Origin of the sequence: Embleya sp. NPDC005971 (genome assembly GCF_040629175.1) — a bacterium.
Lineage (GTDB): Bacteria > Actinomycetota > Actinomycetes > Streptomycetales > Streptomycetaceae > Embleya.
Window position 1 is genome coordinate 15,187 of sequence record NZ_JBEXUX010000114.1, and the last position, 7,284, is coordinate 22,470.

11 protein-coding genes are annotated in these 7,284 nt (G+C 66.7%); all 11 read left to right on the forward strand.

The genetic code is table 11. The features are described from left to right. On the forward strand, window positions 1–480 hold a 480-nt coding region (locus ABZ374_RS46200; RefSeq protein ID WP_360324257.1), incomplete at its 5' end, for a hypothetical protein. A 142-nt stretch (window positions 481–622) separates the two neighbouring features. After that, window positions 623–1,201, forward strand: a complete 579-nt coding sequence (gene ssb, locus ABZ374_RS46205) for a single-stranded DNA-binding protein (protein ID WP_360324259.1) — start codon at window positions 623–625, stop codon at window positions 1,199–1,201. Window positions 1,202–1,314: 113 nt separating this feature from the next. Then, window positions 1,315–1,548 (forward strand): hypothetical protein, encoded by a 234-nt coding sequence (locus ABZ374_RS46210; protein ID WP_360324261.1) that lies wholly within the window; start codon window positions 1,315–1,317, stop codon window positions 1,546–1,548. 63 nt (window positions 1,549–1,611) lie between these two features. After that, window positions 1,612–2,052, forward strand: a complete 441-nt coding sequence (locus tag ABZ374_RS46215; RefSeq protein WP_360324263.1) for a hypothetical protein — start codon at window positions 1,612–1,614, stop codon at window positions 2,050–2,052. A gap of 86 nt (window positions 2,053–2,138) precedes the next feature. Continuing rightward, window positions 2,139–2,828 carry a hypothetical protein gene (locus ABZ374_RS46220; protein ID WP_360324265.1) on the forward strand — a complete coding sequence of 230 codons (690 nt, stop codon included), beginning with the start codon at window positions 2,139–2,141 and terminating at the stop codon, window positions 2,826–2,828. Window positions 2,829–2,832: 4 nt separating this feature from the next. Next, window positions 2,833–3,087: a hypothetical protein gene (locus ABZ374_RS46225; protein ID WP_360324267.1), complete on the forward strand. Its 255-nt coding sequence runs from the start codon at window positions 2,833–2,835 to the stop codon at window positions 3,085–3,087. 2 nt (window positions 3,088–3,089) lie between these two features. Then, window positions 3,090–3,773 carry a DNA methylase gene (locus ABZ374_RS46230; RefSeq protein WP_360324277.1) on the forward strand — a complete coding sequence of 228 codons (684 nt, stop codon included), beginning with the start codon at window positions 3,090–3,092 and terminating at the stop codon, window positions 3,771–3,773. Between the two features lie 20 nt (window positions 3,774–3,793). Beyond that, window positions 3,794–5,638, forward strand: a complete 1,845-nt coding sequence (locus ABZ374_RS46235) for a DNA polymerase (RefSeq protein ID WP_360324269.1) — start codon at window positions 3,794–3,796, stop codon at window positions 5,636–5,638. A 15-nt stretch (window positions 5,639–5,653) separates the two neighbouring features. Continuing rightward, window positions 5,654–5,986 (forward strand): hypothetical protein, encoded by a 333-nt coding sequence (locus ABZ374_RS46240; protein ID WP_360324271.1) that lies wholly within the window; start codon window positions 5,654–5,656, stop codon window positions 5,984–5,986. 132 nt (window positions 5,987–6,118) lie between these two features. Beyond that, window positions 6,119–6,784, forward strand: a complete 666-nt coding sequence (locus ABZ374_RS46245) for a ParA family protein (RefSeq protein ID WP_360324273.1) — start codon at window positions 6,119–6,121, stop codon at window positions 6,782–6,784. Continuing rightward, on the forward strand, window positions 6,777–7,190 hold the full coding sequence (locus ABZ374_RS46250) for a hypothetical protein (RefSeq protein ID WP_360324275.1): 414 nt from the start codon (window positions 6,777–6,779) through the stop codon (window positions 7,188–7,190). The genes ABZ374_RS46245 and ABZ374_RS46250 overlap by 8 nt, the downstream gene beginning before the upstream one ends. Window positions 7,191–7,284: the final 94 nt, after the last annotated feature.

Genomic DNA, 7,284 nt, shown 5'->3' on the forward strand with positions numbered 1-7,284 from the left:
GTCACGGGGACCATCGAGTCGGGGACCACGGGGACCATCGAGTCGGGGACCACGGGGACCATCGAGTCGGGGACCACGGGGACCATCGAGTCGGGGACCACGGGGACCATCGAGTCGGGGACCACGGGGACCATCGAGTCGGGGACCACGGGGACAGAGAAGGCCGAGATCCCGAACACCCCGCGATCGGGAAAGCCCGACAGCAAGAATCACGGGACTACGGGAACACGGGGAGACGTGAGCCCGCGTCCCCGGACCCCGAGGCCCGCACCGACAACTGGCCCCGCGGACAAGGCCGCAAGGCTCCGTGAAGCCCGGGAGGCCGCGCGCGGCATTCTGCGAGCCGGAGCCCGAAAGGTCTCCCGCCGAAGCCTGAAGGTGGCCGGCATCACGGGCAAGACCGCAGACCTTCAGGAACTCGCCAACCTCCTGAACGAGGAGATCGACCGGGGACTCCTCTCCGGCGAAGACGCAGCCTGATCTGTTTCGCGAGGGTCCGCCCCGACCCCAACACCCCGCACAGCGGGGGCGGGGCCGGCCCTCGGGGCGCAGCACAGACAGCACCACCGCACCCGCATCACCGCCCCTCCGCACCATCCAATCCATGTCCGGAGGAGGACACGTGAACAACACCCCCATCACGATCATCGGGAATCTGACGAAGGACCCGGAAATCCGGTTCACCCCGACCGGGGACGCTGTGGCCCGGATCGACGTCGCGGTGACCCCCCGCTACTTCGACAAGACCACCAACACGTGGGTCGACGGGGAGACCGCGTTCTGGCCGGTCACCGTGTGGCGCACGCAAGCGGAGCACGTCGCGGAGAGCCTCGAAAAGGGCATGCGCGTGATCGTGACCGGCACCGTGAAGGCGGACCGTTGGAAGAGCCCCGAGGGTGAGGAGCGCTACCGGCTCGCGATCACCGCGGATGAGGTGGGTCCGTCCTTGATGTGGGCGACCGCGACCGTGGCGAAGGCGACCCGAGCCGCACTCAACACCCCGCCGGATGACCCGTGGGCCACCGCCACCAAGACCCCGCCGACCGGCGCCGGAAGCGACCGCCCCGCGAACCGCAGCACGGACAAGGCGGGGCCGCCCCGCAAGAGCACCCCGAGCAAGGCGACCGCCGGCAAGTCCACCTCGAAGCCGAGGGCCGCGGAGTCCGCGGGCGCCGGCCAGAGCGACGAACCGCCGTTCTAGAACTCCCCGCCACACCCAATGGGTTCGGGTGCTGTCGATTCCGTGGCAGCAACCACGGGACAGCACCCGAACCGCTCCTCCCCATCGCGAGACGAGAAACAGGAGCACCCAAGATGACCACACCGACCCCCGTCACCACCAGTCGGACCGAGGACATCCGCCGCGGTATCGCCACGATCGAGACCGCGATCTCCGCCCACCGCGACGCGGTCAACGAGAACGTGCACCGTCGCGAGACCACCGCGTGGGAGTTGCGCTACGCGGTCGCACAGATCCTCCCGGAGATCCGCGCGTTGCTGGCCGAGGTGGATGAGGGGATCGAGCCCCGCCACCTCCGCGCAGCCTGAACCCACCGCCGAAGCCCGGGAGTGCGGGGATCTCCGCACTCCCGACCACCGAAGGAGAACCCGTTGACGATCTCCCGCGCAGCCCGATTCGCGTCCGTATACGCCGTTCTGACTGCCTCTCACGAATTCGCGGACCACTGGATTCAGGCAGACTCCGACGCTGTCACGAAGGGCTCGGAGGGGCGTACGGGCCGCGTGGCGTGCGCCCGCCACGTCGCCACGTACACCGCAACCCAAGCGGTCGCCCTGGTGGTCGCGGACCGCGCATTCGGGCTCGGGGTGCGGCCGGCCCGTGCGGTCGCGGCCCTCGGGTTCAGTGCCCTCACGCACTACTACGCGGACCGGTCCGCCGGCCGATGGGGTGACCCGAAGCCGTGGAGTTTGGCCGCGGTCGCCCACGCCCGGGGCAAGGGGCGGTGGCTCCGGGCCGACCCGAGGGCCGGCTATGACCTCGATCAGGCATGGCACAAGGCGGCCATCACCCTCGCATCGGCTATCTGCTGACCCGGTACCACCCCCTAAGCGTTCGGGGCTGCGGTGTCCGTCAAAACTCCCGCAGCCCCGAACCCCACACCCACAAGGGGCACCCCATGATCTCGATCGACACCAGCACACACCACCCCCACACCCTCCCGGGCACCATGGCCGCGACCCCGAACACCGCGGGTCGCTTCGCCCGTTGGTGCCTCCGGCGCCGGCGGACCCTCATACCCGGCCTCACCACCACCGCACTCGCCGGACTCGCGCGGTACTGGCACTACACCGGAGCGGCCCACGACATCGGGGCCGCCTCCCTGTTGGGCAGTGCCGGCATGCTCGCGCTCACGGGCGCCTACGTCTCCGCGACCGGCCGCAACAGCACCCCCGGGATCACCGCGGCGGCCACCACCGCCGGAGCGACGTGCACCATCGGCGCGGTCGCGGCGTACGTGGACCCGTGGCAACCCGTCGCGTTCCTGTGGGCCGCCGGCACCGTGGCCGCCTACACCGCATACGGACACACCCACGGCGGACTCACCGAGGCCGGCCGGCCGGACACGGTGGAGATCACCACCGATGCCCGGTTGATCGCGGCCCGCGCGAGCGCGGAGACCACCGCCCGACTCATGGAGGCGTGGGCCGCACGCGCAGCACTCCCGCCGGCCCGCGCGGTCGCCATCGAGGCGCCGGCCGCGGCTCGGGCGGAACCGGAGATCATCGACGCGGAGATCATCGAGACCCCGAGCGAGCCCCGCGCGATCCGGAGCGGCCCCGAGACCGAGCCACCCGCGTTCGGCTAGCGCGGTGGAGTTCGAGCAAGGCGGGTTGTTCGAGGCACAGCCCTTCACCCGCCGTGAAGCCGACTCCCTCCCCTACATAGGGGCGCCGGCGGAGGCCCTCACCGAGGATCTCGCCGGAGACAAGTACGGATGGTTGCTCGGGCTGGTGTCGATGCCCGAAGCCCTCGATTGCGAACAGTGCCACCAGCCCATGACCCTCGGCACGGTCCCCCTGGTGTGGACGTGCCCGCGCTGTCACCCCCGGGAGTGTGCGTCGTGATCATGTTGGACTTGTTCAGTTGCTCCGGGGCCGCGACCGTGGGATACCAGCGGGCCGGCTTCACCGTGGTCGGGGTCGACAAGGACCCGCAGCCCAACTATCCGCGGTCCGCCACCTTCGTTCAGGCAGACGCGATCGAGTACGCCGCACAGTTCGCCCACCTGTACGACTTCGTCCACGCAAGCCCGCCGTGCCAATCGGAGACCGCGCTCACGAAGGGCACCAACCAGGGGCGCGAGTACCCGAAGTTGATCGGGCCGATCCGCGAAGCACTCCTGAAGGCGGGGGTGCCGTTCGTGATCGAGAACGTACAAGGCGCCTCGGTCCGCCGCGATCTGATGTTGTGCGGGGACATGTTCGAGGGCCTCGAAGTGATCAGGCATCGGCTTTTCGAGCTTCACGGGGTGACGGTGGCGCAGCCTCGGCACGGTCGCCACCGCGGGCGCGTGCGCGGGTGGCGCCACGGCACCTACTACCCCGGTCCGTACGTGGCGGTGTACGGGGAAGGTGGGGGCAAGGGGAGCGTGCCGGAGTGGCAACGCGCAATGGGGATCACCCACACCAGCGTTCGCCGCGAGATAGCCGAAGCCCTCCCGCCGGCCTACACGGAGTACATCGGGCGCGCAGTCCGGCTTCAGCTCGAAGCCCGCCGGCCGGCCTCGGCCCCGGGGAGGGCCGCGGCATGATGCGTCGGTGCGGGGGCGGGGTGGTCTACCGCCGGACTTATGCCGGCCAGACGTACACGATCCACGCACCCGGCCACGATCTCGACAAGGACGCGTTCCGCCGCTTCGTCGCGGCGGAACGCGTCCTCGGTTTGGATGTGGAGGGGCGCGCCATTGTCAAAGGTGGCCCCGGGCATTTCGGAAAAGACGCGGGCCTCCGGCTGGTTCAATTCGGGAGCACGGATACCGCGTGGGTTCTCGATCCCCTGATTCCCGCACACCGGAAAGCGATTGTCGAGACCCTGAAGGACAAGAGCCTCCGGTTTGTCACGCACACGAATTACGATGTTCTCGCGCTGTGGTCGGCATTCGGAATCGGGCTCGGTCAACGGGTCATTGATTCACACCTGGTGTCGAAGCTGATCGACCCGGACGAACGGGCCGGCCACGGTCTCAAGCAACTCACCGCGCGCCACCTCGATGACGGACTCAGGCGCGCGGAGGACGACCTACAGCAGCGGGTGAAGTCGCTTGCACCCCGGGGTTGCCGGTCTCCGAAGGCCCGGAACGTGTGGGGATGGAACAACATCCCGAGCACGGATGAGTACTACGTGGTGTACGCCGGTCTCGATGCGGTGTACGTGCGTCGGCTCCTCCCGATCCTTCTGGAGGTCTGCGGTCCGTATTCGCATTTGGTGCGCATGGAGCAGTGGCTAGCGGCCCAATCGACCGGGATCACGATCCGCGGGCTTGCTCTCGATATCCCGTATACACAAGCCCTGTTGGCGGAGTTCGAAGCGGAGTTCGAACGGGCGGACCAACCGATCAAGGAAGCCTTGCGGTTCTCGGGGAACTCCCCGAAGTTTGCCGATTGGCTCTCGGCCCAAGGGGTGAAGGGTGGCCCCGACGATTACACGGCGACCGGCCGTTTGAAGGTCACCGCCGATAGCCTCGGGGCACTGGTCAAGGGAATCGACTCCGGGGAGCACGAATACCCGGAGATCGTCGCATCGCTGGTTCGGTCCCGACTCCGTATGGCGGAGACGAAGAACGTAATCTCGAATCTCCGGCAATTCCTCGCGTGCGCCGATGCGAATGGCCGGCTTCACCCGGCAATCAATACGCTCCGCGCGAAGACAGCGCGCATGTCCATTACCGGCCCCGCATTGCAGACCTTGAAGAAGATAGACCCACGTCTCCGGCACTGCCTGAAAGCCGATGACGGGTGCGTCTTGGTCGCCTGTGACTTCTCTCAGGTCGAAGTGCGCGTGGCCGCCGCACTGGCGCGGGATCCCCGACTCGTCTCGGTCATCGAATCGGGTGTTGATATCCACGACGCAACCGCGACATTCATGTACGGGGAGAAGTTCACGAAAGCACAGCGCAATGTCAGTAAGAGGGCGACGTTCGGCACCATTTACGGAGGAGGGGCGAAAGCTCTCTCCGAACAGACCGGGGTGACCTTGAATACCGCCCGAGGGGTCATCGACAAGTGGCGTCGGACGTATCCGAATGTCATCGAATACGGCAAGCGGTTGGGGCGACAGAAGATCGTCACCACCGCCACGGGCCGGCGGATTCCGGCGGACCCGCAACGGCCGTACGCGAATTCGAATTACTCGATCCAATCGACAGCGCGTGATCTTCTGGTGGCCGCGGTATACACCCTGGTGACCCGGTACGGAATGCACGCGAAACTGTGGCTCTATGTCCACGACGAAGTGATTTTGCAAGTCCCCGCGGCCGAGGCCGCGCGTGTCTGCAAGATCGTCGAAAGTGTCATGACCACCACGTTCAGGGGTGTCCCGATCGAGGCCGAGGCGGAGATTCTCGGCACCCATTGGGGCCGGCTCCCCGAGCAAACCGAAATGGCTGTAGCAGCCTGAGAAGGAGTCGAAGTGATGTCGGAAGAAATGCGACCGATCAAAGTGGTCTTGTGTGGGTCGATGCGGTTCGAGGCCGAAATGCAGGAGGCGAATCGGGCGGAGTCCGTTGCCGGTCGGATCGTGCTCGCGCCCGCGTGCAACCTGAAGGAGCCCCACCCGCTGTGGGCGACGGAGGCGGACCGCGAGCGCGTGAAGACCGCACTCGATCGGCTCCACTTGGACAAGATCCGCGACGCGGACGAAGTACTCGTGATCAACCCTGGTGGGTACGTCGGTGAGTCGACGCGTAAAGAGATCGAATTCGCCCAGAGCATCGGGCGCCCGATCCGATCGCTAGAAGCGCTCTGACCAGCCTAGGAGCCCCGTAGGACCGAGCCCCGCCCCGTAGCCACAGGGGGCGGGGCTCGGTCGTTCGTGCGAACACGGGGCGATACATCCCCGTTGCTACGGGATCACGGGGTTGTCGCGTACCGTGAACCCATGACAGTCGAGACCAAGCCGGAAGCACTGGCCAAACGGGTCCGCGTCATCGTCGTGGGGATGCTGAAAGGTGGAAGCGGAAAAACCACCACCGCATGGTTCATTGCGCTGTGGTGGGCCATTCGCGGATACCGGGTATTGATCCTCGATGGCGACGCGGTGAGCCAAACCGCTTTCACGTGGGCAACAAAAGCGAAAGCACGCGGATACAAAGTCCCCATCACGGTTGAGCGGTATCCGTACGACGATATCGCACAGCGGATAACAGAAGCCCTCGAAGAATTCGATATCGTCATTGCCGACATGGGCGGGGCCGCCGCGGTAGGTTTTGCGGAGGCAGTAAGCAAAGCCGATTTGGTAATCATGCCTATCTCCCCCTCCGACGCGGACGGGTGGCGCATTCCGGCGACGTTCTCCGCGGCCGAGGTGGGAGCCGCGAAGAACCCGAGGCCCGTACACGTGATGATCCTCCTCACAAAGGTGGTCAAGAACTCGAAGATCCTTCGGAAGACGCGGGCCGAACTCGAAGAAAACGATTTCCCCGTGGCAACCACGGAGATCACTACGTGGCTGTACTACTCGGAATCCGCCGGCCACGTCCCCTCGGATCTCGCGGAATACAACACATTGATGGATGAGATCGACAAGGAGTTGACCAGTGTCTGAGTCCGCGAAATCCACCCCGCCGAAGCGCAGTACCCGCACGCTCGGAGGCGCTGTCACAGCGGAGCCCGGGGCCGGCACCTTCGAGGATCCGACACCCCCGGTCGCCCCCGCGAAGCCCGCAGCCCGGAAGCGGGCCGCATCCTCCGCACCCGCGCGGACGGCACGCAAGACCGCGGGCAAGAAGGACGATCCGGCGAAGACCACCCTCGACTTGGACCCCGACAAGTACCGGGATCTACGGGTGTGGGGGATTTACAACGAGAACGCGAAGGCGGTGGAGATCATGAGGGCTCTCGTTGACGCGTTCTTGGAGGACCCCGAGGGCCTCGGGAACGATGTCCTCGATCGCATCCTGGCAGCCCGGGAGGCCCGCAAGACCGGCAAGGCGGACAGCGACGAAGACTGAACCGCCGGCGGGAGCCCGCCCACGACGAAGCCCCGCACTGTCGCAGTGCGGGGCCACCGCGTCGAACCGGCCGAGATCCAGAGCGTGTTGGACG

Excerpts from the sequence above, each read along its gene's own strand:
- ABZ374_RS46210 (WP_360324261.1), top strand. The coding sequence starts at position 1,315 with ATGACCACACCGACCCCCGTCACCACCAGTCGGACCGAGGACATCCGC.
- ABZ374_RS46220 (WP_360324265.1), top strand. The coding sequence starts at position 2,139 with ATGATCTCGATCGACACCAGCACACACCACCCCCACACCCTCCCGGGC.
- ABZ374_RS46230 (WP_360324277.1), top strand. The coding sequence starts at position 3,090 with ATGTTGGACTTGTTCAGTTGCTCCGGGGCCGCGACCGTGGGATACCAG.
- ABZ374_RS46240 (WP_360324271.1), top strand. The coding sequence starts at position 5,654 with ATGTCGGAAGAAATGCGACCGATCAAAGTGGTCTTGTGTGGGTCGATG.
- ABZ374_RS46245 (WP_360324273.1), top strand. The coding sequence starts at position 6,119 with ATGACAGTCGAGACCAAGCCGGAAGCACTGGCCAAACGGGTCCGCGTC.